At 73.6% G+C, this 25,148-nt stretch carries 21 protein-coding genes; 14 read left to right on the top strand and 7 right to left on the bottom strand.

Translation table 11 applies throughout. The annotated features are described in order from the left end of the window. Positions 1-53 precede the first annotated feature (53 nt). The 3 genes from ACZ7KX_RS16980 (at position 54) to ACZ7KX_RS16970 (ending at position 3,278) form a co-directional block, all read left to right on the top strand. Entirely contained in the window at positions 54-1,172 is a 1,119-nt protein-coding gene (locus tag ACZ7KX_RS16980) for a hypothetical protein (RefSeq protein WP_470327089.1), read from the top strand. A 131-nt stretch (positions 1,173-1,303) separates the two neighbouring features. Then, positions 1,304-2,758: a pyridoxal phosphate-dependent decarboxylase family protein gene (locus ACZ7KX_RS16975; RefSeq protein WP_470327088.1), complete on the top strand. Its 1,455-nt coding sequence runs from the start codon at positions 1,304-1,306 to the stop codon at positions 2,756-2,758. Between the two features lie 76 nt (positions 2,759-2,834). Continuing rightward, entirely contained in the window at positions 2,835-3,278 is a 444-nt protein-coding gene (locus ACZ7KX_RS16970; protein WP_396546063.1) for a hypothetical protein, read from the top strand. 43 nt (positions 3,279-3,321) lie between these two features. On the opposite strand, the gene ACZ7KX_RS16965 is transcribed toward ACZ7KX_RS16970, so the two are convergent. Then, on the bottom strand, positions 3,322-3,612 hold the full coding sequence (locus tag ACZ7KX_RS16965; protein ID WP_350520149.1) for a muconolactone Delta-isomerase family protein: 291 nt from the start codon (positions 3,610-3,612) through the stop codon (positions 3,322-3,324). Positions 3,613-3,845: 233 nt separating this feature from the next. On the opposite strand from ACZ7KX_RS16965, the gene ACZ7KX_RS16960 reads away from it, so the two are divergent. Continuing rightward, positions 3,846-4,229: a nuclear transport factor 2 family protein gene (locus tag ACZ7KX_RS16960; protein WP_470327087.1), complete on the top strand. Its 384-nt coding sequence runs from the start codon at positions 3,846-3,848 to the stop codon at positions 4,227-4,229. Between the two features lie 173 nt (positions 4,230-4,402). Here the strand turns inward: ACZ7KX_RS16960 and ACZ7KX_RS16955 are convergent, their stop codons facing one another. Together ACZ7KX_RS16955 and ACZ7KX_RS16950 are read right to left on the bottom strand one after the other, a co-directional pair. Continuing rightward, a complete protein-coding gene (locus tag ACZ7KX_RS16955; protein WP_470327086.1) occupies positions 4,403-4,627 on the bottom strand; it encodes a hypothetical protein in 225 nt (74 codons plus the stop codon). A gap of 106 nt (positions 4,628-4,733) precedes the next feature. After that, complete coding sequence (locus ACZ7KX_RS16950) at positions 4,734-8,690, bottom strand: non-ribosomal peptide synthetase family protein (protein WP_470327085.1); 3,957 nt, start codon at positions 8,688-8,690, stop codon at positions 4,734-4,736. 326 nt (positions 8,691-9,016) lie between these two features. Here ACZ7KX_RS16950 and ACZ7KX_RS16945 point away from each other — a divergent pair, with 326 nt between their 5' ends. From ACZ7KX_RS16945 to ACZ7KX_RS16925, 5 genes are all read left to right on the top strand, one after another. Then, positions 9,017-9,664 (top strand): GNAT family N-acetyltransferase, encoded by a 648-nt coding sequence (locus ACZ7KX_RS16945; protein WP_470327084.1) that lies wholly within the window; start codon positions 9,017-9,019, stop codon positions 9,662-9,664. Between the two features lie 273 nt (positions 9,665-9,937). Beyond that, positions 9,938-11,200, top strand: coding sequence for a MurT ligase domain-containing protein (locus tag ACZ7KX_RS16940; protein ID WP_360267817.1), 1,263 nt, complete (start codon positions 9,938-9,940; stop codon positions 11,198-11,200). Positions 11,201-11,246: 46 nt separating this feature from the next. After that, positions 11,247-11,975 (top strand): type 1 glutamine amidotransferase, encoded by a 729-nt coding sequence (locus tag ACZ7KX_RS16935; RefSeq protein WP_350520155.1) that lies wholly within the window; start codon positions 11,247-11,249, stop codon positions 11,973-11,975. 351 nt (positions 11,976-12,326) lie between these two features. Beyond that, entirely contained in the window at positions 12,327-13,352 is a 1,026-nt protein-coding gene (locus tag ACZ7KX_RS16930) for a 6-phosphofructokinase (protein WP_350520156.1), read from the top strand. Between the two features lie 153 nt (positions 13,353-13,505). Beyond that, complete coding sequence (locus ACZ7KX_RS16925) at positions 13,506-14,513, top strand: 2-hydroxyacid dehydrogenase (RefSeq protein ID WP_470327083.1); 1,008 nt, start codon at positions 13,506-13,508, stop codon at positions 14,511-14,513. A 145-nt stretch (positions 14,514-14,658) separates the two neighbouring features. Here ACZ7KX_RS16925 and ACZ7KX_RS16920 read toward each other — a convergent pair whose 3' ends face one another. Then, a complete protein-coding gene (locus ACZ7KX_RS16920; RefSeq protein ID WP_470327082.1) occupies positions 14,659-15,675 on the bottom strand; it encodes an NAD-dependent epimerase/dehydratase family protein in 1,017 nt (338 codons plus the stop codon). Positions 15,676-15,881: 206 nt separating this feature from the next. On the opposite strand from ACZ7KX_RS16920, the gene ACZ7KX_RS16915 reads away from it, so the two are divergent. After that, positions 15,882-16,913: a cytochrome c oxidase assembly protein gene (locus ACZ7KX_RS16915; protein ID WP_470327263.1), complete on the top strand. Its 1,032-nt coding sequence runs from the start codon at positions 15,882-15,884 to the stop codon at positions 16,911-16,913. Positions 16,914-17,076: 163 nt separating this feature from the next. After that, on the top strand, positions 17,077-17,667 hold the full coding sequence (locus ACZ7KX_RS16910) for a YdcF family protein (RefSeq protein ID WP_350520160.1): 591 nt from the start codon (positions 17,077-17,079) through the stop codon (positions 17,665-17,667). Between the two features lie 172 nt (positions 17,668-17,839). Here the strand turns inward: ACZ7KX_RS16910 and ACZ7KX_RS16905 are convergent, their stop codons facing one another. After that, positions 17,840-20,059, bottom strand: coding sequence for an NADP-dependent isocitrate dehydrogenase (locus ACZ7KX_RS16905; RefSeq protein WP_470327081.1), 2,220 nt, complete (start codon positions 20,057-20,059; stop codon positions 17,840-17,842). Positions 20,060-20,403: 344 nt separating this feature from the next. Between ACZ7KX_RS16905 and ACZ7KX_RS16900 the strand changes: the two genes are divergently transcribed. After that, positions 20,404-20,709 (top strand): SAV_915 family protein, encoded by a 306-nt coding sequence (locus ACZ7KX_RS16900; protein ID WP_470327080.1) that lies wholly within the window; start codon positions 20,404-20,406, stop codon positions 20,707-20,709. Next, positions 20,706-21,050: a hypothetical protein gene (locus ACZ7KX_RS16895; RefSeq protein WP_470327079.1), complete on the top strand. Its 345-nt coding sequence runs from the start codon at positions 20,706-20,708 to the stop codon at positions 21,048-21,050. The genes ACZ7KX_RS16900 and ACZ7KX_RS16895 overlap by 4 nt, the downstream gene beginning before the upstream one ends. A 15-nt stretch (positions 21,051-21,065) precedes the next feature. On the opposite strand, the gene ACZ7KX_RS16890 is transcribed toward ACZ7KX_RS16895, so the two are convergent. Then, positions 21,066-21,332 carry a hypothetical protein gene (locus ACZ7KX_RS16890; protein WP_470327078.1) on the bottom strand — a complete coding sequence of 89 codons (267 nt, stop codon included), beginning with the start codon at positions 21,330-21,332 and terminating at the stop codon, positions 21,066-21,068. A gap of 426 nt (positions 21,333-21,758) precedes the next feature. Here ACZ7KX_RS16890 and ACZ7KX_RS16885 point away from each other — a divergent pair, with 426 nt between their 5' ends. After that, positions 21,759-23,420, top strand: coding sequence for an APC family permease (locus ACZ7KX_RS16885; RefSeq protein ID WP_470327077.1), 1,662 nt, complete (start codon positions 21,759-21,761; stop codon positions 23,418-23,420). 72 nt (positions 23,421-23,492) lie between these two features. On the opposite strand, the gene ACZ7KX_RS16880 is transcribed toward ACZ7KX_RS16885, so the two are convergent. Further along, positions 23,493-25,118: an FAD-dependent oxidoreductase gene (locus ACZ7KX_RS16880; protein WP_470327076.1), complete on the bottom strand. Its 1,626-nt coding sequence runs from the start codon at positions 25,116-25,118 to the stop codon at positions 23,493-23,495. Positions 25,119-25,148 lie beyond the last annotated feature (30 nt).

Here is a 25,148-nt window from a genome sequence, read left to right as displayed (position 1 = left end):
TGCCGTCAGGATGGGAGCGAACCGTTCACCTCGATCCGCCGGGGGATCCCGTCATGCAGCCGCGAGTCTTCGCGATTCTCACCGCCCTGCTCCTGGGCGTCCTGGGCCTCGGGTCGGTGGCCGTCACCGACTGGTCGCCCGCGGCGGCCACCGCGACCCCGGCCGGCCCGGCCGCCGGGGCACCCGCCGGCGGCGCCCAGCCGGCCTCGGCGGGCGCGGCGAGCGCCACCCCGACCGGCGACCCGGCGGTGTGGACCCGCTCGACGCTGCGCAACAAGATGATGGCCGAGATGGACGCCACCGACCCCGGTGTCGCCCTCGCCGACCTCGACAGGATCACCAAGGAGAAGCCGTACACCGTGCGCTTCTGCCACCCGATCGCGCACGAGCTCGGCCACGCGGCGGTCAAGCGGTTCAACGCCGACTTCCAGAAGGTCATCTCCTACCCGCACGAGACCTGCGCGGCGGGGTACCTGCACGGCGCCGTCGAGGAGATGCTCAACGCCTCCACCCAGCCCGAGGTGGACCTGCTCAAGCTCTGCGCGCCCAAGAACAGCGGCCCCTGCATCCACGGCGTCGGCCACGGCACGATGTTCGTCGCCAAGCAGGACGTCGCCAAGGCGCGCGACCTATGCAACAAGTTCACCACCGACCAGAACCGGATCCGCTGCTCCGAGGGCCTGTTCATGCAGCTCTTCGGCCCGGACGAGGAGGACGAGCAGGCCAAGGCCAACCTGCCCGCCGACAAGCTCGCCCAGGACCCGCTCTACCCGTGCAAGGACCAGCCGGCCCTGTTCCAGTCCGCGTGCTACTTCTACGCGCCGACGTTCTACCTCTCCTCGCACGACTACCCGAACCACCCCGAGGTCTACGCCGACGCCCTCAAGTGGTGCCTCAACGGCAAGGCCAGCGGCGGGGCGGTGGACTGCAGCCGCGGGGTCGGCTCGCGGACCATGAAGTACAACCTGGACCGCGAGGACTGGGCCGCCCAGCAGTGCGCCACCGCCGCCGACGGCTGGCAGCGCAAGGCCTGCGCGGAGGGACTGGTCAGCTACTACACGGTCAACTACACCGACGGCGGTGCGGCCGGCCGGCTCTGCGCCAAGATCACCGACAAGGAGATGCAGGGGTACTGCCGCTCCGCGGGCGGCCTGTCCGGCTCGCTGGACTGACCCCCGATCTCAGCATGAGGGCCCGCGCCGCACGGCGCGGGCCCTTTCCGTAGGATCACCGGACCATCGCCTGATCAGGGTGCGCCGAGGACGCCGCGCCTGCCCTCCCCGGCCTCCCTGGAGTGTCCCGCATGGCCACCGACGACTTCCGCGCCGCCACCCGCCCCGGTGACGACTTCCGCGCCGCCGCCCACGCCACCGCCGACCTGGTCTCCGACTACCTCGCCGACCTGCCCGACCGCCCGGTCTGGCAACCCATGGACGAGACCGCGCGCCGGGCCCTGCTCGACGCCCCGCTGCCCGCCGACGGCCGCCCGCTCGCCGAGCTGCTCGACGCCATCGGGCGCGAGGTGATGCCGTACCCCATGGGCAACGGCAACCCGCGCTTCTTCGGCTGGGTCAACTCCGCACCCGCACCCGCCGGAGTGCTCGCCACCCTCGCCGCCTCCGCGATGAACCCCAGCTCGGCCGGCGGCGACCACGCCGACGTCCACCTGGAGCGCGCCGTCGTCCGCTGGATCGCCGAACTCGTCGGCTTCCCGCACCCGGCCGGCGGCGGCCTGCTCACCTCCGGCACCTCGATGGCGACCATCGTCTGCCTCACCGCCGCCCGCAACCGCGCCGCCCGCCTGGCCGGCCGGGACGTCCGCGAGGACGGCCTGGCGGGCCTGCCCCCGCTGGTCGGCTACGTCACCGGCGAGACCCACTCCTGCGTCCGCAAGGCCGCCGAACTCCTCGGCCTCGGCAGCAGGCACCTGCGCACCGTCGCCACCGGCCCCGACGGCCGCCTGGACACCGCGGCGCTGCGGGCGGCCGTCGAGGCCGACCGGGCCGCCGGGCTGCTGCCGTTCCTCGTCGTCGCCTCGGCCGGCACCGTCGGCACCGGCGCGGTCGACGCCTTCGGCCCGATCGCCGACCTGTGCGAGGAGCAGCGGCTCTGGCTGCACGTGGACGGCGCGTACGGCGCCTTCGGCCGGCTCGACCCCGCCATCGCGCACCGCTACGAAGGCCTGGAGCGCGCCGACTCGCTCGCCCTCGACCCGCACAAGTGGCTGGGCGTCCCGGTGGACTGCGGCTGCGCCCTGGTCCGCGACACCGAGGAGCTGCGCGGCGCCTTCAGCCTCGTCCCGTCCTACCTGCGCGACGAGGCGGCCGGCGCGCTCGGCTGGTTCTCCGAGTACGGCACCGAGCAGACCCGTCCGTTCCGCGCCCTCAAGGTCTGGGCCACCATCGCCCACCGGGGCCGCGCCGGTCTCACCCGGGACATCGCCCGGTGCACCGAGCTGGCCCGATTCCTCGGCGAACTCGTCCGGGAGGACGAGGAGTTGGAGCTCCTCGCCGAGGTCCAGACCTCCATCGTGGCGTTCCGCCACCGCGCGCCCGGCCTGGACCCCGCCGCCCGCGACGCCCTCAACCGCGAGCTGCCCGTCGCCGTCCAGCAGCGCGGCCGGGTCTTCGTCACCGGCGCCCGCCTCGGCGGCGACGAGATGCTCCGCGCCTGCCTCCTCAACGCCACGACGACGGAGGAGGACCTGCGCCTCCTGCTCGCCGAGGTCAAGGCCACCGCCCGCGACCTGCTCCCGTAACAGCCCCGCGCGGACCGTAACCGCCTGGTCACGACGGACGCCCGGCCGGGAAACACCGGTCGGGCACCGTGGTGGCATGGAGCACTCGAAGCCCTCTCCCCGCCGTGCCGCCGGCGCTCTCCGCACCCACCGCTGGCGCCGGGACACCGTCGAACTCGCCGCCGTCTTCCTCTCCGTCACGGCGGCCGACCTCATCGCGAAGATCGTCGTCCACGGCCCGGACGGCCCGGTCGTGGTCGCCGCCTCCGCGCTGGCCCTGCTCACCACCGCCCTGCTCCACAGCTGGTGGTCACCGCACGCCCCGCCACCGGCCACGCTCTGGCGGGTGCGCACCACGGCCCTCGCCCACACCCCCACGACGCTGGCCGACCACCGGATCACCCTGCTCTCCGTCCACCCCCACCCCACCACCGACGAGCTCTACCTCCGCACCGAGCCCTCGGTCACCCCGGCCGTGCTGACGGCGCTGCTGACCACCACCGGCCACACCCTCCAGGACGTACCGACCCGCATCGCCTGAGCCACCCGCGCCGCCCCGCCGCCCCGGGCGCCGGGCCCGGGCCTCAGGCCGGGCCGGGGTCGTTGGGGTGCGGTTCGAGCGGCGTCACCACGGCGGTCATCCACGGCCACAGCGGGAGGCTGCCCAGCACCTCCGCCCGCAGCTCCGTCTCGTCGGCCGCCCGCCAGACGCCGATGCTGCGCCGCTCGCCGACCGGGCGCCACAGCCGCGCCAGCCGGCCGTCGGCGGCCAGCTCGCGGGCCCGGACGGCCTCGGCGGCCCGCCGCCGGTCGACCTCCTCCTCGGCGGTGCCCTCGGGGATGGCGGTGGTGATCTCGACCAGGAACTCCTGCACGGCCCTGCTCCCTTCTCGCCCCGGCCCCCGCCCCCTCATCGTCGGCCCGGCCCCGGCCCGCCGCCACGACGGGTCGGCCCCCGGTGGGCCGGTCGGACGAATCCGGAACCGACATCGGGCGGCCCTGCGCCCGCCGGGAGGCGGGGCACTCCCCCGCGGCGGCATCCTCCCGGTAGGCAGCCGGACGAGCACCGGGCGCCGTTCCCCCGCCGCACACCCCGGGAGCACCCGCCATGCAGCACACCACCGAGGCCGACGAAACGATCCTGCGCAGCGTCCTCGACAGCTGGAAGGCCGACGTCGACCGGCACCGGCCCGAGCGGGTCGCCGACCTCTTCACCGAGGACGCGATCTTCCAGGGCCTGCACCCGTACAGCGTCGGACGCCCCGGCATCGCCGCCTACTACGACGCGCAGCCCCTCGGCATGACCGCCGACTACCGCGTCCTGGAGACCAGGCGCCCGGCCGACGACCTCGTCCTCGGCTACCTGGGCGTCGACTTCTCCTTCACCGACCGACCCACCGTCGCCGTCAAGCTCGGCGTCCTGCTGCGCCGCACCGAGCGGGGCTGGGCCATCGCCCACTACCAGGTCTCCCGGCTGGACGGCACGCCCTGACAGTCCGGGGCGGGCCCGGCACCGGGGCTCGGTCCCCGGCCTTCGCCTCGACCGCGGCGCGGACGGCCGGCCTGCGCGCGGCGAGTCCGTCGAACGTCATGGCGCCGGATGCCACGTCAGCGCACGGACGCTCCTTGCGGGGAGGGCCCGTGCGCTGACGGGTCGTGCGCCGCTCAGCCCTTGTCGGCCGGCTGCACGACGCACAGGGCGTTGCCGAGCATGGAGCCGAAGCCGCCGAGCAGGGTGCCGGTGACGGCCTTGCAGGCGGCGGCCTCCTGCGGGGTCTTGGGGCCGTTGTGGCTGTTGTCGGCCGCGGCGGCCGACTGGGCGAAGGCGAGCGGTACGGCCAGCAGCAGGGCGGCACAGGCCGTGGCCGGTGCGAAGGACTTGGAGAACACGGGGAGCCCCTTCGGGTCGAGGTGGGATCGGCGGAAAGCCGAGCCATCCCTATCCGAAGGGGCTCCCCCGCTCGCGGATCCTGGGCCATCCGTGAGCGTGTCCGCCTCAGCGGGTGTCGCCCGTCCGCTCCAGCGCCCGGATCGCCGCGACGAGTTCGCCGACGCCGTGCTCCTTCAGCACCCCGTAGTGGTCCCCGGCCAGGTCGACCACGGCGGGCGGGGCCGCGGAGTAGCCGCTGCTGCCCTCGATGAAGGAGTAGTCGTCGCCGGCGGCCTTGAAGACGGTCACCGGGGCGTCCAGCCGGCGCTCGGCCAGCTCACGGAAGCTGTACTCGAACTCGTAGGTCTCGCCGACGATTCCGGTGATCCGGCGGATCAGCTCCTCGTCCAGCTCCGGCAGCACCCGGCGCACGGAGGCGACGAAGCCGTCCTCGTCCGCCGTCTCGGCCAGGCAGCGGGCCAGCTCGGGGCCGCTGATCCGGCCGGTGAACACCCCGAACAGGATGGTCACGTACGCGGGGTTGGCGTACGAGGCCTCGCGGCCCCACCGGTGGCCGTCGTCCCGGCGCACCTCCGGGTTGCCGGGGCAGATCAGCAGCAGGTTCTCCACCCGCTGACCGGCCTGTTCCAGCTGCCAGGCGGCCTCGAAGGCGACCCGGGCGCCGAACGAGAAGCCCCACAGGGTGTACGGGCCCTCGGGCTGCACCCGGCGCAGTTCGGCGACGTCGGCGGCGGCCATCTCCCGGATGGTCGGGTACGGCGTCTCGCCCTCGTTGATGCCGCGCGCCTGGATGCCGTAGAAGGCGCGGCCGTCGCTCGCCTCCCGGCCGAGCAGGCGCAGGTTCATCGGGTAGCCGCCCAGCCCGGGCCAGCAGAACACCGGCCGGCCGGACTCGCCCGGGTGCAGCGGGATCAGCCGGGAACTCGCTCCGCCGGCGGACGCCCCGCCGTCCGCCGCGCCGTCCGACCCGCGGGCCCGCTCGATCCGCGCGGCCAGGTCGCCCAGCCGGGGGCACTCGAACAGCACCTGCAGCGGCAGGGCGACGCCGAACTCGCGGTTGATCCGGTTGACCAGGGCCACGGCGATCAGCGAGTTGCCGCCGACGGCGAAGAACTCGTCCGCCACCGAGACGTCCTCGTACTTCAGCGCCTGCCCCCAGGCCTCGGCCAGCCACCGCTCGTGCTCGGTGCCCGGGGCGACGTACTCGCCGCGGACGTCCGCCGTGCGGACGGCGTCGGACGCGGCGAGCGCCTTGAGGTCGACCTTGCCGTTCGCGGTGAGCGGCATGGCGTCCACGATCAGCACCCGGTTGGGCAGCATGTAGTCGGGCAGCAGGTTGGCCAGTTCGTCCTTGATGATCTCGGCCGGTCCCTTCATGTGGACGGCGTCCTCCTGCATGCCCTCGCTGCGGATCTGCTCCTCGCTCACCTTGCCGCCGAGGAAGAAGTACGACGCGCCGCCGGCGATGCCGCGGCCGGCCAGGATCTCGTCGATGCGGCGGGCGGCGGGCAGCGGGTGGCCGGACCTGGAGCTGTAGCCGGAGGACATGAAGCCCAGGCCCACGCCGTTGCGCTGCAGGTGGTGCAGCCTGGTGCCGAGCGCGATGTACTCCAGCCACTCCTCCTCGGCGCGGCTCACGGCGGTGATGCCGAACGCGGCACGGGCGTAGACGGACTGGTTGATCGCTATCACGTGCCGGGACTCCACCACCGCGTCCGAGATCCGCGCCAACTCGCCGTCGGCGTACCGGTAGAGACCGCCCGGCAGGCCGTCCACCCGGCCCTCGTGGGCCTGGAGGTACAACTCGGTGCGGTCGGCGCGGGCCGTGCCGTCGTTGCGGACGACCGCGAAGCCGCCCAGGTAGTGGTCCTCCTCGGCGACGTCCAGCCGCTCCTTGGCCTGCGGGTCGAGGCCGAGCGGGCGCACGTCCAGCCCGTACTCGGGCAGCACCTCCTCGAAGACGCCGAGCATGTGGCCGGTCTCGAACTCCAGCACCTCGCGGATGTTGTTCTTGTACACCGGCTCGATGGCGCCGTGCTTCCCGGAGAAGTGCAGCGTCAGGTACGCCTCCTCGCGGGCCTCGGCGGGACCGATCCGCACCAGGCCGTGCTCGACCGGGTGGTAGTAGTACAGCCCGGCCGCGAGCCCGTCCAGGCCGCCGGTCTCCAGGTACAGCTGGGTGGCGTAGAGCGCGCCCGGCGAGGCGTACGCGTACTTGGGCAGCAGCCGCTCCTCGCTGTGGAACTGGCCGAACCACCGCAGGACGCGGCCGAGTTCGGGGAAGCTCAGCAGTTCCAGGTCCCGGCCGAAGGCGCCGGCCGGGCCCGGGGCGAGCAGCGCGGCGAGGTCCTCACGGGTGACCGGGCCGCCGTCGTAGAAGCGGTAGGTCTTGCGGGCGAAGGTCTCCCGGCGCTGCGCCTCGCTCTCCCGCCGCCCGGGCAGCTCGACCCGTTCGCGGCCGGCGAGCCGGGCCGGCTCGCGCACGCCCGGGTCGGAGAGCTGCGCCTTGACCTGCAGCTTGCTGGCCTTGGACTGGTGGTGGCCGCCGTGGTTGCCCTGGTCCATCAGGGCGGCCTCGCGCGGGTTGAGTTCGACGCAGGCGACCAGGTTCCGGTGGCCGGTGCGGTCGTCCCCGGTGACGATCGCGGCCGAGCGGCGCACCCAGGTGTGCTCCTCGATCGCGCGGGCGATCTCGTCCAGCTCGACCCGGTAGCCGCGCAGCTTGACCTGGTTGTCGACCCGGCCGGCGAACTGGATGGTGCCGTCCGGGTTCCACTGGGCGAGGTCGCCGGTGCGGTACAGCCGCTCGCCCCGGGCGAACGGGGAGGGGACGAACCGCTCCTCGGTCAGCTCCGGCCGGTGCAGGTAGCCGCGGGCCAGCTGCACGCCGCCGATGTAGAGCTCGCCGACGCCGTCGGCGTCGACCGGCACCAGCTGCTCGTCCAGGATGTAGCACTGGGTGTCGGCGACCGGCCGGCCGATCGGCACCGAACCGGCGCCGTCGCCCAGCTCGGCCGGGTCGACCACGTGGGCGGTGGCGTTGATGGTGCACTCGGTCGGACCGTACAGGTTGACCAGCGACACGCCGGGCAGCGCCCGGCCCAGGTTGCGGGCGAGCCGCCGGGACAGCGCCTCGCCGCCGGAGAACAGCCGGGCCAGGCTGGTGCAGTCGGTGAAGCCCTCGGTGTCCAGCAGCGCCTGGAGCAGGGTGGGCACGCACTGCAGCGCGGTGACGCCGTGCCGCCGCACGGTGGCGACCAGCGCCTCCGGGTCGCGGTAGAGGCCGGGCGTGCCGGCCACCACGCGGGCGCCGACGGCCGGGGCGAGGATCTCCCACTGGGCGGCGTCGAAGCTCATCGGGGTCTTCTGCAGCACGGTGGCCCCGGGGTCGAGGTGCCCGGCGTCGCGCATCCAGCGCAGCTGGGAGACCACCGCCCGGTGCTCGATCATCACGCCCTTGGGGCGGCCGGTGGAGCCGGAGGTGTAGATGACGTAGGCCAGCGACTCCGGCCGGGCGGCGTCCTCGACGGCGGCGTCCTCGACGGCGGTCTCCACGCCTACGGCTTCCGCAGCCGCCGCACGGCCCGCCGGGGCGCCCTCGACGGTGACGATCGCGGTCCCGGCCGGGGCGAGCGCGGCCAGCCGCCCGCGCAGGTGCTCCTGGGTGAGCACGATCCGGGTGCCGCTGTCCTCGATCATGTAGCGGAGCCGGTCCTCGGGGTACTCGGGCGACAGCGGCAGGTAGCCGGCCCCGGCGTACAGGACGCCCCAGGCCCCGGCGACCAGCTCCACCGACGGCTCGACGTACAGGCCGACGCAGGTGTCGGGGCCGGCGCCCAGGCGGCGCAGCTCGGCGGCCAGTCGGCGGGCCGTCCCGGACAGCTCCGGGAAGGTGAGGCCGCGGCCCTCGCCGATCACGGCCGGGGCGTCCGGCCGGATGCGCGCCTGGCGGTCGAGCAGGGCGGTGAGCGCGGTGCCGACCGGAGCGCGGCGGGCGTGCGGGACGGCGGAGGTGGCGGTGGTGGCGGTGACGGAGGCGGAGGCGGACGGGGTGTTGCGCATGGGAAGTGCCTTCGGTACTCGGGGGGAAGGGATCCCGGCGGCCTGCTCTCCAGGAGCGCCGGGCACGGATCCACCGTCGGCCGCCCGCTGTCCCGCCCGCCTGAGGCAGCGGTCTGGACCTGTGCCGGCTCCGTCCCGGCCCCGGACCGGGCGGTCCCGGTCCCCGCTCCGGCCGGTCCCGGGCGCGTCCCGGGCATTCGGGCGTTCACGATCACGTAACCGAACGGAAGCGAAGCGTAGGTAGCGTCGCCCCCATGACGGCATCGCGCACTCGACCCGAACGGCTCTGGCACCGACCCTTCCGCAGGTCGGACCGCAGGTGCGCGGTGCCCGACGGTCAGGCCGGCCGCCCGCCCACGCTCACCGAGGGCCCGTCCCGGGTCGCCCGGCAGCACCCGCACCAGCCGACGCGCCCGCAGCCGCAGCCGCACCCCCACCACGGTCCGACCGACCGGGCCCCGGAGGCCCCGTCCCGGCTGTCCCTGGCGGACGGGACCGAGCTTCTGCTGCGCCCCGCCGACCCGGCCGACAAGGCCGCGGCCCTGGCGATGCACGGCCGCTGCTCCCCCGCCGCGCTGCGCCTGCGCTACCACGGCCCGGTCCGCGACGCCGACCGCTACCTCGACCACCTGCTGGACCCCCGGCACGGCCGCAGCCTCGCGGTGACCGCCCCGGACGGCCGGATCGTCGCCCTCGGGCACCTGATGTGGGACGACGACGAGGCGGAGCTGGCCGTGCTGGTCGAGGACGCCTGGCAGCGTCGCGGGCTGGGCGTGGCGCTGCTGCGGCGGCTGTCGGCGACGGCCCGGGCGGCCGGGATCGGGACGGCGTACGCGGTGACCCACGCCGCCAACACCGGGCTGATCGCCGCGATGCGCCGGCTGGAGGCGCCGCTGGACGTCCGGGCCGAGGACGGCACCCTGGTGATCACCGCCGTCCTGGGTGCCGGGGATCCGGCCGTCTGCACCCCCTGACCGGGCCTCTGATCATTTCTTCACCAGATCCTTACCGGAGCGTCCCGGGAACCCGGCGGAGCCGGTGGGCGTCTTGAAGCGGCAGAGACTCCGTCCGTACACGGCTCTCCTTGACGGGCCGTCAGCAGCCCCGGTAGGCGTGTCGCAGCAGGCGGCGCGGGGTCCGGATCGTCCGGTCGGGCGACGGAGTCGGTAGGCTGACCCCCGTCCCCGCCGCCCGACGGCCCGTTGTCCGGTCCAGGGCGGTGCCGCAGCAAGGAGGAACCACTGAGCATGGCAGGCACCGAATCGGAGCCCACAGGCGCACGCGACGCCTCGCTGCCGGCCCGCGCCAAGATCGCGGTCACGGCCGGCCGGGTCGCCGCCGCCGTGTCGCGCAAGGCCGGACGCGGGAGCGGCTCGGTGATCGGCGGCAAGGTCGCCCTCAAGCTCGACCCCGACCTGCTCGCCACCCTCGCCGACCACCTCGACGTCGTCCTGGTCAGCGCGACCAACGGCAAGACCACCACCACCCGACTGATCGCCGAGGCGCTGCGCGCCGCCGGCCCGGTCGTCTCCAACGCCCTCGGCGCCAACATGCCGGCCGGCATCACCTCCGCCCTGGCGGGCGGCACGGAGGCCCGCTTCGGCGTGATCGAGGTCGACGAGAAGTACCTGGCGACGGTCGCCCGCGACACCCGTCCCAAGGCGATCGCCCTGCTCAACCTCTCCCGCGACCAGCTCGACCGCGCCGCCGAGACCCGGATGATGGCCGAGAAGTGGCGCGAGGGTCTGCAGGACACCGAGGCCGTGGTCATCGCCAACGCCGACGACCCGCTGGTCACCTGGGCCGCCTCCTCCTGCAAGAAGGTGGTCTGGGTGGCCGCCGGACAGGCCTGGAAGGAGGACGCCTGGTCCTGCCCCGCCTGCGGCGGTGTGATGCAGCGCCCCGGCGACGACTGGTTCTGCCAGGAGTGCGGCTTCCGCCGCCCCAACCCGCACTGGGCGCTCCAGGGCACCCACGTGATCGACCCCCAGCGCGGCGCCTGGCCGATCCAGTTGCAGCTGCCCGGCCGGGCCAACCTGGCCAACGCCACCAGCTCGGCCGCCGTGGCCGCCGTGTTCGGCGTCTCCCCGCAGGTCGCCCTGGAGCGGATGCGCTCGGTGACCGCCGTGGCCGGCCGCTACGACGTGGTCCAGTACCAGGGCCGGGACATCCGGCTGCTGCTGGCGAAGAACCCGGCCGGCTGGCTGGAGACCTTCTCGCTGATCGACGGCCCGCCGGCCCCGGTGATCCTCTCCGTCAACGCCCTCGACGCCGACGGCACCGACACCTCCTGGCTGTGGGACGTCGACTACGAGCGCCTCGCCGGGCACCCGGTCTTCGTGATGGGCCAGCGCAAGCTGGACCTGGCCGTCCGCCTGGAGGTCGCCGGGCTGCAGTTCCACGTGGTGGACACCCTGGAGCAGGCCGTCCGGATGGCCCCGCCCGGCCGGATCGAGGCCATCGCCAACTACACCGCCTTCCAGCAGCTGCGGAAGGTCGTGGCCGGCTGATGCCGCGCCCGCACACCAGTCTTTACGTGACGGAAGGCCTTCGAGGATGAGTGAGAGCAGCCTGCGCGTGGTCTGGGTCTACCCGGACCTGCTCAGCACCTACGGCGACCGCGGCAACGCCCTGGTCGTGGAGCGCCGGGCCCGCCAGCGCCACCTCAACGTGACCCGGATCGACGTCCGCTCCGACCAGGCGATCCCCACCAGCGGGGACATCTACCTGATCGGCGGCGGCGAGGACCGCCCGCAGCGCCTGGCCGCCGAGCGGCTGCGCGCCGACAGCGGCCTGGTGCGGGCCGCCGAGAACGGCGCGATCATCTTCGGCGTCTGCGCCGGTTTCCAGATCATGGGCCACGAGTTCATCAACGACCTCGGCGAGCGGGAGCCGGGTCTGGGCCTGCTCGACGTCTGGACCCAGCGCGGCGAGGGCGCCCGCTGCGTCGGCGACGTGCTCGCCGACGTCGACCCCCGCCTCGGCCTGCCGCAGCTGACCGGCTTCGAGAACCACCAGGGCGTCACCCACCTCGGCCAGGGCGTCCAGCCCTTCGCCACCGTCTCCGTCGGCCGGGGCAACGGCACCGGTGACGGCTCCGAGGGCGCCTGGCGGGACACCGTCTTCGGCACCTACCTGCACGGCCCGGTGCTGGCCCGCAACCCCGCCGTGGCCGACATGCTGATCAAGCTGGCGCTGGACGTCAACGCCCTGCCGCCGGCCGACACCACCTGGTACGACGCGTTGCGCGCCGAGCGCATCGCCGCGGCCACGCGCCCCGCGTAGTACGCCGGTACGCCCCGGCCGGGTGCCCGCGATGCGGTCACCCGGCCCGCGGGCGGCCCCGGACGTACGACAATGGGGCTGCCTACTGCACACCCTCCTCGGCAGCAGGCTGCACTTCCGCGCGGGGGCGCCGACGGCGCCGCTCCCGCGTCGGCTCCTGCCCGGCCGGACCAGGGGCCGTATGCTCGACATCACGGTCGGTTCAGGACGTTCTGTCCGGATCGCCCGGTCCTTCACCCCACGGCCACCTCCCCGCCAGCGCGGTGCGGGAGCGCCCCGTCGTGGTGACGGCTCGTCGTCCCAGCCTGTAGTCCGGCCGTACCTCGGTTCTGCTCGGGAGTTGCAAAGCTAATGCGTATCGGAGTGCTGACCAGCGGCGGTGACTGCCCCGGCCTGAACGCGGTGATCCGTTCCGTGGTGCACCGTGGGGTGGTCGACCACGGCGACGAGATCATCGGGTTCGAGGACGGCTGGCGCGGGTTCCTGGAGGGCCACCACCGCCCCCTGACCCTGGACTCGGTGAGCGGCATCCTGGCCCAGGGCGGCACCATCCTCGGTTCCTCCCGGGTCCAGCCCAGCCACCTGCGGGACGGCGTCGAGCGCGCCAAGAAGTACTGCTCGGACCTCGGCCTGGACGCGGTCATCCCGATCGGCGGCGAGGGCACCCTCAAGGCCGCCAAGCTGATGAGCGACGCGGGCCTGCCGATCGTCGGCGTGCCGAAGACGATCGACAACGACATCGCCGCCACCGACGTGACCTTCGGCTTCGACACCGCCGTCTCGGTCGCCACCGAGGCGCTGGACCGGCTGAAGACCACCGCCGAGTCCCACCAGCGGGTCATGGTCGTCGAGGTCATGGGCCGGCACACCGGCTGGATCGCGCTCAACGCGGGCATGGCGGCCGGTGCGCACGCCATCGTCGTCCCCGAGCGCGCGTTCCACATCGAGAAGCTCACCGCCGTCGTCCGCGAGCGCTTCGACCGCCAGAAGAAGTTCGCCATCGTGGTCTGCGCCGAGGGCGCCAAGCCCGAGCCCGGCACCATGCACTGGGAAGAGGGCAGCAAGGACATCTACGGCCACGAGCGCTTCACCGGCATCGCCACCCAGCTCTCCCGCGAGCTGGAGCACCGCCTCGGCAAGGAGGCCCGTCCGGTCATCCTCGGCCACACCCAGCGCGGCGGCACCCCGACCGCCTACGACCGGGTGCTCGCCACCCGCTTCGGCTGGCACGCCGTCGAGGCCGTCCACAAGGGCGCGTTCGGGCACATCACCGCGCTGCAGGGCACCAACATCAACCTGGTGCCGCTCGCCGAGGCCGTCGCCGAGCTGAAGACCGTCCCGCAGGAGCGCTACCTGGAGGCCGAGACGGTCATCTGACCGCCGGCCCCGCGAAGGCCCCCGGAACCGCCACGGCGGGTTCCGGGGGCCTTCGCGCACCCGGCGGGCGTCCGCGCGCCCCGCCCGCTAGCGTGGCCGCAGACCCGGCCCGGCCGCAGACCCGGGCGCGGGAGCCGACCGGAGGGACCGCACATGGACATCCTCGCGTACGGGGTGCAGGCCGACGAACGGCCGCTGCTGGAGGCCGCCTTCGCGGGCCGGCACGGGCTGCGCTGCCTGGACGTGTTCCTGAACCGGGACACCGCGCCGCTGGCCGCCGGCTACCCGGTCGTCAGCAGCAGCGTCAACGCCGTCCTGGACGCCGAAACGCTCGCGGCGCTGGCCGACGGCGGCACCAAGCTGATCGCCCAGCGCTCCACCGGCTTCAACAACATCGACCTGAACGCCGCCGCCGAACTCGGCCTCACCGTCGCCCGGGTGTCCCACTACAGCCCGAACTCCGTCGCCGAGCACGCCTGGGCGCTCGCCCTGGCCGTCAACCGCCGCCTCACCCGGGCCGCCAACCGCACCCGCGAGTTCGACTTCCGCCTCGACGGCCTGCTCGGACGGGACGTCCACGGGATGACCGTCGGCGTCATCGGCACCGGCAAGATCGGCGAGTGCTTCGCCCGGATCGCCGCCGGCTTCGGCACCGAGCTGCTCGGCTGGGACATCGCCGAGAACCCGGCCTGCCGCGAACTCGGCATGCGGTACACCGAACTTCCCGAACTCCTCACCCGCGCCGACCTGGTGAGCCTGCACGTGCCCCTGCTGCCGGCCACCCACCACCTGATCGACGCGGCCGCGCTGGCCCGGATGAAGGACGACGCGATCCTCGTCAACTCCAGCCGCGGCGGCCTGATCGACAGCGCCGCCCTGGTCGAGACGCTGCGCGCCGGACGCCTGTCGGGCGTCGGCCTGGACGTGTACGAGGAGGAGACCGGCGTCTTCTTCACCGACCGCTCCATCCACGGCATCACCGACGACGTCCTCGCCCGGCTGGTCACCTTCCCGCAGGTGCTGGTCACCAGCCACCAGGCCTACTTCACCCGCACCGCCGTCGGCCAGATCATCGACGCCACCGCCCGCAACGTGGACGACTTCGCCGCCGGGCGGCGCAGCGAGAACACGCTGGTCCCGGCCGGGCGGCGGACCGCCTGACGGGCGGTCGGACGCCGGTGTGCGCGGGCACCGGCGTCCGACCGGGTCGGGCCGGGCGGCGGCTCGGAAGGCCGCGTCGACGCAGGCCAGACGGCTGCCGGCCTTGCCCGCCGAGCCCGCGGCCGTCTCGGTCTTCATCGAGGCGTCACGGCGCGAGCGCCGAGCGGTACCACGCGGCGGCCTCGGGGAGGCGGGCGAGCGGGCCGGGGCCGGGCGGGCAGGCGGCCAGCTGCCAGATCTCCTCGCTGCGGTACCAGTGGTCGCGGGCGACCAGGGAGAACTGGCGCTCGGAGACCCGGCCGGGCGCGGCGGCCAGCAGCCGGCAGCACTCGTCCCACGGGACGTCCGGCACGTCCGGGCCGTCCAGGGCGGGCAGCAGGCCGAGCGCGGCCAGGCCGGCGAGCAGGTCGCCGGCGCGGACCGGGTCGGGGTGGGAGGCGTGGTGGACGCCGGGCGGGGCGGCGTGGTCGTCCAGGGCCAGCACGGTGATCAGCCGGGCCAGGTCGGTGCGGTCCACGACCGAGAGCCGGGCCTCGCCGCCGTCCCAGCGGACCGGAACCCGGCGGACCAGCTCGGCCAGTGCGGGCACCACCCAGCGGTCGCCCGTCCCGGTGACCAGCCCGGGGCGCAGCACGTGCGCGCCCGCGTCCAGGGCGTGGCGCTCGCCGAGCAGCCGGGTGCGGCTGGCCTCGGACAGCGGGGCGGGCGTCACCCCGTCCACCGCGATGCCCGCGTGCGGGCCCTCGCCGTACACCGCCGCCGTGGAGAGGTGGACGATCCGGCGGACCCCGGCGCCGGTGCCGGCCGCCATCACGGCGGCCGTGCCGCGGACGTTCGCCGCCTCGCACTCCTCGGTGCCGCCGGAGACCCGGGAGGCCAGGTGCACCAGCGCGTCGGCGCCCTCGCAGAGCTTCGCGAGCGCCGCCCCGTCGGCGAGGTCGCCCGGCACCCAGGTGGTGCCCGGGTCGGCGGCCTCCGGCACCCTGCGGGCCAGTGCGCGGACCCGTACGCCGCGCGCCGTGAGGGCCGCCAGGACCCCGGAGCCGATGAAGCCGGTCGCCCCGGTCAGCGCGACCGTGGTCGCCTCGGCGGCGCCCCGTTCCGCCGCCGTACGCGGTTCCGTCGCCGTACGCGGTTCCGTCGTTCGTGATCGTGTCGCCATGTCCGGGCCCCTCCCTGCCGACCGGCCGATCAGTCTAGCCAGCCGGCCGCCGGGCGGGGCCGCCACCCGTACGGAGGGGGCGGGGGACGGCCCGAGGTAAGGCCCGCCTAGGCTGTGTGTGCCAAGCAAAACGGGCGAACCGGACCCGCACCAGGGACCACGAGGACGGAAAGCAGGACCCGCCGATGGGCGACGGAATGTCAGGGATGCACCACCACGGCGGGATGACCCAGCTAGGACCGTTCACCTTCTCGAATGTGTGGACCTGGTCCCCGGACTGGGTGTTCCTGATCGCCGGCCTGGTCGTCCTGGGGCTCTACGCGGCGGGCGTGGTCCGGCTGTACCGGCGCGGCGACCGCTGGCCGATCGGCCGGATGGTCGGCTGGGCGGCCGGCGTCGGCACCCTGCTGCTGGTGACCTGCAGCGGGCTGAACGACTACGGGATGGTGCTGTTCAGCGCGCACATGATCCAGCACATGGTGCTCTCCATGCTGACGCCGATCCTGCTGCTGCTGGGCGCCCCGATCACGCTGGCGCTGCGCGCCCTGCGCCCGGCCGGCAAGGGCCGCCCGCGCGGGCCGCGCGAGCTGCTGGTGGCGCTGCTGCACAGCCGGTACGTCCGGATCGTCTCGCACCCGGCGTTCACCATCCCGATGTTCATCGCGAGCCTGTACGGGGTCTACTTCACCCCGGCGTTCGACTTCCTGATGCAGTACCGCCTCGGGCACATCTTCATGATGGTGCACTTCCTGTTCACCGGTCTGGCCTTCTTCTGGCCGATCATGGGCGTGGACCCGGGCCCGCACCGGCCCGGCCACGTGATGCGGATCATCGAGCTGTTCATGGGGATGCCGTTCCACGCCTTCTTCGGCGTGGCGGTGATGATGGCCGCCCACCCGCTGGTCACCACCTTCACCGTGGAGGGCTCCCCGCCCGGGACGAACCTGCTGGAGGACCAGAAGCTGGCGGGCGGCATCACCTGGGCCTTCGGCGAGATCCCGACCGCGATCGTGCTGATCGCCCTGGTGTACCAGTGGATGGGCTCCGAACAGCGGCAGGCCCGCCGCCGCGACCGCGCCGAGGACCGCTCGGGCGACGCCGAGCTGGAGGCGTACAACGCCTACCTGGCCTCGCTGCACCGGAACGACCGGCGCCCCGGGGCGGGCGCCGCCCGGCCCGCCCCGGCCGCTCCCGCTGCTCCCGCCGCACCCGCGGTTCCTGCCGCCGAGGCGGGCTGAGCCCGGCGCCGGCCCCGCTCCGGATCCCCCTGGTCCCGAGAACCCCCGTTCCGTCTCCGGAGCGGGGGTTCCGCCGTTCCGGAGCGGCGCCCGGGGCGGGTGCCGGGGCCGGTGCCGGGGGCGGCGCCGGAACGGTGGTTCCGCCGAACGCGTTCGAACGGGTATGCACGTCCTGCTGATCGTCGCCGCCCTGCTCTGCGGGTACGCCCTGCTCTGGCTGCTCGGCTTCCTCGGCTTCGCGCTGCTGTACCGGCGCCGTCGGCCCGCGCCGGTCGGCTCCGACTACCTGGTCGTCCTGGGCGCCGCGTTGGACGGCTGCGAGCCCGGCCGCACGCTGGCGGGCCGGCTGGACGCCGCGCTGGCCCGGCTCGCCGCCGAGGAGGCCGCGGGGTACGCCCCGCTGGTCGTGGTGACCGGCGGCAAGGGTCCGCACGAGCAGTGCACCGAGGCCGCCGCGATGGCCCGCTACCTGATCGACCGCGGCGTCCCGGCCGAGCGGATCCGGCGCGAGGAGCGGGCCGCGAACACCACCGAGAACCTCCGCTTCAGCGCCGCCCTGATGGCCTCGGAGCGGCCCGGCTACCGGTGCACCGTGGTCACCAGCGGCTTCCACACCGTCCGCTCCGCGCTCGCCGCCCGCCGGGCCGGCGCCCCCGCGGAGGTGCTCGGGGCGGACGGCCCGCTGGCGCACGGCCCGTACCTGCTCCTCCGGGAGGCCGTCGGTACCGCACTGGCCGTGTTCGGCCGGATCTGAGCCCCACCCCCACGTGCCTCCGGACCGGGCCGGGAGCCGACCGGGGAGCCCGCCCGCGGCCCGGGAGACGCGGGGAGGCCCCCGGGTCCGCTGGCACGGACCCGGGGGCCTCCCGGTGGTTCGGCTCGGCTGGGCTCGGTCCGGGCTCGCGCCCGGTGCGGCCCGGCCCGGTTCAGCCGAGGTTGGCGAGCGCCTCGTTGAAGGTCTTCGAGGGGCGCATCACGGCCGCGGCCTTGGCCGGGTCCGGCTGGTAGTAGCCGCCGAGGTCGACCGCCGAACCCTGCACGGCGATCAGCTCCTCCACGATGGCCTGCTCCTGCTCGGTGAGCGTCTTGGCCAGGCCTGCGAAGGCCTCGGCCAGCTCGGCGTCGGCGGTCTGCTTGGCCAGCTCCTGGGCCCAGTAGGTGGCCAGGTAGAAGTGGCTGCCGCGGTTGTCGATGCCACCGAGGCGGCGGCTCGGCGACTTGTCCTCGTTGAGGAAGGTACCGGTGGCGCGGTCCAGGGTGTCGGCCAGCACCTGGGCGCGGGCGTTGCCGGTGCTGCTGGCCAGGTGCTCGAAGCTGGCCGCCAGCGCGAAGAACTCGCCCAGGCTGTCCCAGCGCAGGTAGTTCTCCTTGACCAGCTGCTGGACGTGCTTCGGGGCGGAGCCGCCGGCGCCGGTCTCGAACAGGCCGCCGCCCGCCATCAGCGGAACGACCGACAGCATCTTGGCGCTGGTGCCCAGCTCCAGGATCGGGAACAGGTCGGTCAGGTAGTCACGCAGCACGTTGCCGGTCACCGAGATGGTGTTCTCGCCGCGGCGGATGCGCTCCAGCGAGAACTTGGTGGCCTCGACCGGGGACTTGATCTCGATCTGCAGGCCGGTGGTGTCGTGCTCCGGCAGGTAGGTCTTGACCTTCTCGATCAGCACCGCGTCGTGGGCGCGGGTCTCGTCCAGCCAGAACACGGCCGGGTCGCCGGTGGCGCGGGCGCGGGTGACGGCCAGCTTGACCCAGTCCTGGATCGGCAGGTCCTTGGTCTGGCAGGCGCGGAAGATGTCGCCCGGCTGGACGGCCTGCTCCAGCACCACGTTGCCCTCGGCGTCGACCAGGCGGACGGTGCCGGCGGCCTCGATCTCGAAGGTCTTGTCGTGGGAGCCGTACTCCTCGGCCTTCTGCGCCATCAGGCCGACGTTCGGCACCGAGCCGATGGTGGCCGGGTCGAGGGCACCGTTGGCGCGGCAGTCGTCGATGACGGCCTGGTACACGCCGGAGTAGCTGCTGTCGGGCAGCACGGCGAGGGTGTCGGCCTCCTGGCCGTCCGGGCCCCACATGTGGCCGGAGGTGCGGATCATGGCCGGCATCGAGGCGTCGACGATGACGTCGCTCGGCACGTGCAGGTTGGTGATGCCCTTGTCGGAGTCGACCATGGCCAGGGCCGGGCCCTCGGCCAGCTCGGCCTCGAAGGAGGCCTTGATCTCGGCGCCGTTCGCCAGGGCGTCCAGGCCGGCGAGGATGCCGCCGAGGCCATTGTTCGGGTTCAGACCGGCGGCGGCGAGCGTGGCACCGTGGGCGGCGAAGGTCTTCGGGAAGAAGGCGCGCACGACGTGGCCGAAGACGATCGGGTCGGAGACCTTCATCATGGTGGCCTTGAGGTGCACCGAGAACAGCACGCCCTCGGCCTTGGCGCGGGCGACCTGGGCGGCCAGGAAGGTGTTCAGGGCGGCGGCGCGCATCACGGAGGCGTCGACGACCTCGCCGGCCAGCACCGGCACCTTCTCGCGCAGCACGGTGGTGGTGCCGTCCTCGGCGACCAGCTCGATGCGCAGGGCGCCGTCGGCCTCGACCACGGCGGACTTCTCGGTGGAGCGGAAGTCGTTCTCGCCCATGGTGGCGACGTTGGTCTTGGACTCGGCGGTCCAGGCACCCATGCGGTGCGGGTGGGTCTTGGCGTAGTTCTTGACCGACTGCGGGGCGCGGCGGTCCGAGTTGCCCTCGCGCAGGACCGGGTTGACGGCGCTGCCCTTGACCTTGTCGTAACGGGCGCGGACGTCCTTGTCCTCGTCGGTCTGCGGGTCGTCCGGGTAGTCCGGCAGGGCGTAGCCCTGGGCCTGCAGCTCGGCGACGGCGGCCTTCAGCTGCGGCACGGAGGCCGAGATGTTCGGCAGCTTGATGATGTTGGCACCGGGGGTCTTGGCCAGCTCGCCCAGCTCGGCGAGGGCGTCGCCGATCCGCTGGGCCTCGGTCAGACGCTCCGGGAAGCTCGCGATGATCCGCCCGGCCAGGGAGATGTCGCGGGTCTCCACCCGCACACCCGCGGTCGAGGCGTACGCCTGGACCACCGGCAGGAACGAGTAGGTCGCCAGGGCCGGAGCCTCGTCGGTGTGCGTATAGATGATGGTCGAGTCAGTCATCGGTACTCCGCTTCACGTCTCCAACGTCTTGACGTCAAGATATCTCGTCACGGGCCCCTCGCTCCACCTCCCCCCGCCCCGGAGTGCGCGCCGGTCTCCCCGGAGGCGTCCGGCGGCCGTGACGAGCGACACGATCCACGGTGGTCCGAGCCGGGACGCGAGGCAAACGGAGCAGCCCCGATCACCGGTGTGGTCCACCCGGGTGAGTCGAACGTCAGGAGTGCGTCAACGCACCACCTCATTCGGTCAACGCTGCGTCAGGACCGGGGCCGCCCGGGGTCGGCCGCCCTAGCGTCGAGGAAGCAGTTCCGGCAGGCACCACCACCCCCTTCGGGAGCGTTCGCATGGCCCGCGTCGTCTGGCACGTACCGGTCACCACCTCCGGCCCCGGCAGCAGCACCGCACTCCGCCTCTTCCGCCTGCGCGACGGCCGCCGCTGTGCGGTCGGATTCTCCAGCCCCGAGGCCCTCGCCGCACTCCTCGGGCCGGGCCACCCCCACACCGAGCTCGGCGAGCCCGCCCTGCGCGCCCTCACCGCCCCGCTCGGCGTGGACGTCCTGGTGCTGGACCCGAGGCTGGTCGCCCCGCCCGTCACCGCCCCCGCCACGCCGGCCGCCCCGGCCCCGACCGCACTGCTCCAGCACCGGTGACGGCCCCGCTCCGGCTCGTCCCGGCCGGGCCGGCCGGGCCGGCCGGGCCGGACGCCGAGGCCCACCTGCGGCCGGGCCGACCGCTGCACGCGATCGCCCGGGTCAGCCACGGCCCGGTCGCGCTCGACTTCGACCGGATCGCGGCCGAGTTCCCGGCCGTCCGGAGCGGCCTCGCCCTGGCCGGCGAGGCCGACCTGGAGCTCCGGCTCGTCTGCACCGGTCCGGAGGAGTTACGGACGATCTCCGCGGCCCTTTACCGCGCGGGCGCCGCCAGGGTCCACATCGACCTGGTCCTGCGCACCCTCACCCCGGCCCCGGTCACCCTGCGGCCGGTCCCGTGAGGGACGTGAGGTGGCTCACTCCTCGCCGGGGCGGGGGTCCGGGTTGATCGCCTGGCCGTCGACGGGCTGGCCCCAGGCGTCGTCACCGAACGCGTCGACGCAGTAACCGCTGCCCTCGACGTGCCCGCCCGCGCCCCGGCACTGCTCGGAGGTGACGTCCCGGAGCCCGGTCGCCACCGCCCGAGCAGTGGCGGCGGCGGCCGCGGTGCCGGTGGCGGTGGCGGCGAGCAGGAGGACGGAGGCGGTCGCGGCGGCCAACCGGGCCAGGCGTGAGCGGTTCATGCGGACCACCCCAGCACGGCCGCGCGCCCCGGGCGACCACTGGACGCCCGCCCGAGTGGCCGACGGCGGGAGCGAAGGGGGAGCCGCCGAGCTGACGGACAGTCAACACCCTTGCGGGGCACCAGATTCGGCGAAGATCAACAACCCCGGCGCATCACTATGCGGAGATCTTCAATTCCATGAATCGCCCGAGGCGTCAATATTGCAGGTTCGCAGCCCAAACCTCAATCGCTGCTCAGATCCCGGACTTACCCACAGGTAACGTAACAGACAACTGAACAGAATGCCTCCTACCAGCACGGATATCCGGCAAAGAAAGTAAACATTCAGTAATGAAATCTGTGCAGAGGTCTATGAATAGCCCTACTGTGTGGCAACTCTCCGCGCTCCGCCCATGCGGAGCCCCCACACACAGAGAGATCGCCCATGGCTTCCCTCAACCAGATCTCGCCGCCCGGACAGAGCACCGGCGCCGAATCCGGCACCACCACCCGGTCGCTCAAGCGCCACGTTGGCCTCATCGGCCTCATGTGGGCCTCGGTCGGCTCGATCATCGGCTCCGGCTGGCTGTTCGGCGCCAAGAACGCCGTCGTCGCCGCCGGACCGGCGGCCCTCCTCTCCTGGGGCATCGGCGCAGTCGCGATCGTGCTGCTCGCCTTCGTGCACGCCGAGCTCGGCGGAATGTTCCCGGTCGCCGGTGGCACCGCGCGCTACCCGCACTACGCCTTCGGTGGCCTGGCCGGCATGTCCTTCGGCTGGTTCTCCTGGCTCCAGGCCGCGACCGTCGCCCCGATCGAGGTCGAGGCGATGATCGGCTACGCGGGCCACTGGCAGTTCGCCAAGAGCTTCCTCAACGCGAACGGCACCCTCACCACCAGCGGCTTCATCGTCGCGGTGCTGCTGATGGGCGTCTTCGTCGCGGTCAACTTCCTCGGTGTGCGGGTCCTGGCGGCCACCAACTCGATCGCGACCTGGCTCAAGATCGGCGTCCCGCTGCTCACGATCCTGGCGCTGTCGATCACCAACTTCCACGCCTCGAACTTCACCTCGCACGGCTTCGCGCCGTTCGGTGCCAAGGGCGTGCTCGCCGCGATCAGCTCCAGCGGCATCATCTTCGCGCTGCTCGGCTTCGAGCAGGCCATCCAGATCTCCGGTGAGAGCCGCAACCCCAAGCGCGACATCCCCCGCGCCGTCCTGGGCTCGGTCGCCATCGGCACCCTGATCTACGTCCTGCTGCAGGTCGCCTTCATCGGCTCGCTGCCGGTCAGCTCCTTCATCAACGGCTGGGACAAGCTCGACTTCCCGGGCATCGAGGGTCCGTTCGCCGGCCTCGCCACCCTGGTCGGCCTCGGCTGGCTCTCCTGGGTGCTGTACTTCGACGCCATCGTCTCCCCCGGCGGCACCGGCCTGATCTACACCACCTCCACCTCCCGCATCTCCTACGGCCTGAGCAAGAACGGCTACGCGCCGCAGAAGTTCGAGAAGCTGGACAAGAACGGCGTGCCGTGGTTCGGCCTGGTCATGTCGTTCATCACCGGTGTGATCTGCTTCCTGCCCTTCCCGAGCTGGCAGGAGCTGGTCGGCTTCATCACCTCCGCCAGCGTGCTGATGTACGCCGGCGCCCCGCTCGCCTTCGGTGCCCTGCGTCGCCGGCTGCCGAACCACGACCGCTCCTACCGGCTGCCCTTCGGCGCGGTCATCTCCCCGGCCGCGTTCGTGGTCTCCAGCCTGATCATCTACTGGTCCGGCTGGCACACCCTGTCCCGCCTGGGCATGGCCATCGTGCTCGGCTACCTCCTGCTCGGCGGATACGCGGCCTACGCGATCAAGAAGGGCCTGCCGAACGCGCCGCGCCTGAGCTGGAAGTCCGCCCAGTGGCTGCCGGTCTACCTGCTGGGCCTCGGCCTGATCTCCTGGCAGGGCGGCTTCGGCGACGGCACCGGCCGGATCCCGATGTGGTACGACATGGGCCTGGTCGCGGTCTTCGCCCTGGGCATCTACTTCTGGGCGATCCGGGTGGCCCTGCCGGCCGAGGCGATCGAGCGTGAGGTCGCCGACGTCGAGGTGGTGGACGCGGGCGGTCACTGACCCCCACCCACCCCACCCACTGACGCGGAAGGGCCCGCCGGTCGAGCGACCGGCGGGCCCTTCCGCGTGTGCTCAGAGGCCCAGCACCGTCCGCAGCACCGTGCCCAGCTCGGCCTCCGGGTCCAGCGCCGGGCCGGGCGAGCGCCAGGCGACGAAGCCGTCCGGGCGGACCAGCACCGCGCCCTGCGGGCCGATGCCGTGCAGGGCGGCGAAGTCCGAGCCCGGCTCCGGGGCCAGGTCGTCCTCGGCGCCGTCGCCGATCCGGTAGGCGTCCAGCGGAACGGCCAGCCGGTCCGCGGCCCTCCGGGCGCCCGTCTGCCAGGCGCCGCCCTCGGGGCCGGTGAGCAGCACCATCGCCTGCTCGTACAGGTCCAGCGTGGAGAGCCTGACGCCCGCCCGCAGCAGCCACTGGTGCGGGGCCCGGCTGCCCGGCTCACCCGCCACTTCGAACTGCTCGGGGACGACGGCGCCCGCCCGGTCCGTGCCGACCACCGCGCCGACCGGGTAGCGGTAGCCGAGCGCCACCGCCAGCACCCCGGCCTGCCGCCCGACGCCCGGCACCACCGCGTAGCCCGGGTGGCTGTGCTCGGCGGAGCGGGCCGAGGCGCGCTCGCCGGTCACCTGGGCGACCGGCCGCCGCTCCTGCCCGTACGTCTCCAGCAGCCGCGGCCCGGCCCAGCCGCACAGCACGGCGGCGAGCTTCCAGGCCAGGTTGTGGGCGTCCTGGATGCCGGTGTTGGAGCCGAAGGCGCCGGTCGGGGACATCTCGTGCGCGGAGTCCCCGGCGAGGAAGACCCGCCCGGCGCCGTACCGCTCGGCCACCCGCTCGGCGGCGTGCCAGGGCGCCCGGCCGGTCACCTCGACGTCCAGCTCCGGCATGCCGACGGCGGTGCGGATGTGCCGCTCGCAGCGCTCGTCGGTGAAGGCCTCCAGCGGCTCGCCGTGCTCGGGGTGCCACGGGGCGTGGAAGACCCACTCCTCCTGGTTGTCCACCGGCAGCAGCGCGCCGTCCGCCTCCGGGTTGGTCAGGTAACAGGCGATGAAGTGCCGGTCGCCGACCACCTCGGCCAGCCGCTTGGCGCGGAAGGTGATGCTCACGTTGTGGAAGAGCTCGCCCTTGCCGCTCTGGCCGATGCCCAGCCGCTCGCGGACCGGGCTGCGCGGGCCGTCCGCCGCGATCAGGAAGTCCGAGCGCACCACCCGCTCCTCGCCGTTCTCCCTGCTGCGCAGCACCGAGGTCACGCCGTCGGCGTCCTGCTCGAAGGAGACCAGCTCGGTGCTGAACCGGACGTCCCCGCCCAGGTCGCGGGCCGCCCGCAGCAGCACCGGCTCCAGGTCGTTCTGGCTGCACAGGCACCACGAGCTGGGGCTGAACCGGGCCAGCCGGCCGCCGGGGTCGATCTCGCGGAACAGCCACTCCTGCTCGGCGCCGGTCAGCGAGGGCGCCTGCAGGATGCCGTGGTTGGGGGCGAGGATCGAGGCCGCCTCGCGGATCGCCGGCTCGATCCCGGCCACCCGGTACAGCTCCATGGTGCGGACGTTGTTGCCTCGGCCGCGCGGGTGGTGCGAGGTGTCGGCGTGCTTCTCGACCAGCAGGTGTCTGACCCCGAGTCGGCCCAGGAAGAGCGAGGCCGACAGCCCGACCAGCGAGCCGCCCACGATCAGGACCGGCACCCGGTCGTCGATCTTCGGATTCATCAATTGCTCCGCCCTGTAACGGGATTCCGC

This window comes from Kitasatospora sp. NPDC038210 (assembly GCF_055600605.1).
The sequence above is the reverse complement of the archived record's forward strand: the minus strand, read 5'-3'. Positions and strand labels throughout refer to the sequence as shown.